The sequence below is a fragment of the Pseudidiomarina aestuarii genome, from assembly GCF_003987355.1.
Taxonomy (GTDB): domain Bacteria; phylum Pseudomonadota; class Gammaproteobacteria; order Enterobacterales; family Alteromonadaceae; genus Pseudidiomarina; species Pseudidiomarina aestuarii.
Window position 1 is genome coordinate 1 of sequence record NZ_PIPR01000010.1, and the last position, 1369, is coordinate 1369.

At 56.2% G+C, this 1369-nt stretch carries 1 protein-coding gene; it reads left to right on the plus strand.

Going from position 1 to position 1369, the window contains the following annotated elements; genetic code table 11:
* A partial coding sequence (locus CWE22_RS12065; protein WP_211618723.1) for a hypothetical protein occupies positions 1–1369 on the plus strand: 1369 nt, incomplete at both ends.

Genomic DNA, 1369 nt, shown 5'->3' on the forward strand with positions numbered 1-1369 from the left:
CGGATGGCAATCTGACCGCCGGTCCAAGCTACAACACGTCGCTGGCTTCAACTGTTGATACGGTTGGTGAAGCGGTCGACATTTTCAGCTTTAACTTAAGCGATGGTGGCACGGCGGATGGCCTTGCTATGCAAGTATCGCAAGTGGTCGTGAACGTCAGCGGCACCTCAAGTGATGCGCAGCGTGGACAGATGACGTGGCGTTTGAATGGCCCTGATGCCGTCAATGTCGTGGGCGTGTATAACGCAGGTTCGGATACGGTGACCTTCTCGGGCTTGAGTATCAGCGTTGCTGATGGCGCTAATGAAGATTACACCGTCAATGCGTACTTCAATGACAATACCGGCATTAGCGACAGTGCATCGGTCATTCTCAGTATTGATGGGGATACCGATGTAGTGACCAGCAGCAATGGCACGGGCATGGGTACCACGACGGCGGTGACCAATAACTTCGGTCTATTCTATGCGGTGACGGCAGATCGCTTGGTCTTCACCACGCAACCAGCCGGCTCGGTCTCTGGCAGTGCATTGAGCACTCAGCCTGTGGTGACTGCGCAAGATGCCTTTGGTAACACGGATCTCACGTTTGCCGGTGATGTCACGCTATCGGAGGCCAGTGCGGGGAGCTTAAGCGGCGGTTTTGCCGCAGCTACGCAGGGGGTGGCCACCTTCACAGCGGTCAACTATACCGCGACTGCGGATCAAGAGTCGTTCACACTTACTGCCAATGGCACTGGCTTTGATCCGGTTGAGGCCAATGCGGTGATCTCTGATGTGGTGGCAACACGCATGCAGTTTGTGACACAGCCAGCACCGACGTCGCTGATCAGCGGTCAATCGCTGAGCTTTACCACCGTGCCGGTGGTCCAAGCACAAGATGCCAATGGATTAGTCGATACCGGCTACAGCACGGATATCGTGCTGTCGGTGTCCGATCCGAATGAAGGTGTGGTTGCCGGTATCGTCAATAGCCTCACAGGTACGGGCGATAGCGACATCTCGGGGACGACCGTCACGCTCTCGCCGACGGGTGGTGCAGCGACATTTACAGGGCTTGCACTGCAATACACCAATGGTGGTGCGACGGATTCGATTGCACTGCGCGCAAGCTCAGGTGGTTTAACCTTAGCGACGTCATCGACGCTCACAGTCAATGCCTTACCGGTTATCACAGCGAACAATATCAGCGTGAGCGGCGGCAGTGGCACCGGTGGTGCCTTCAAGGTCGGTGATACGGTTACTGCCACCTGGAATAACACCGCCGGTGGTGACAATAACGCCAACATCTCTGCGGTCACGGTTGATTTTAGCCAGTTCGGTGGCGGCGCTGCGGTTGCTGCAACCAATAGCAGTGGTACCTGGACAGC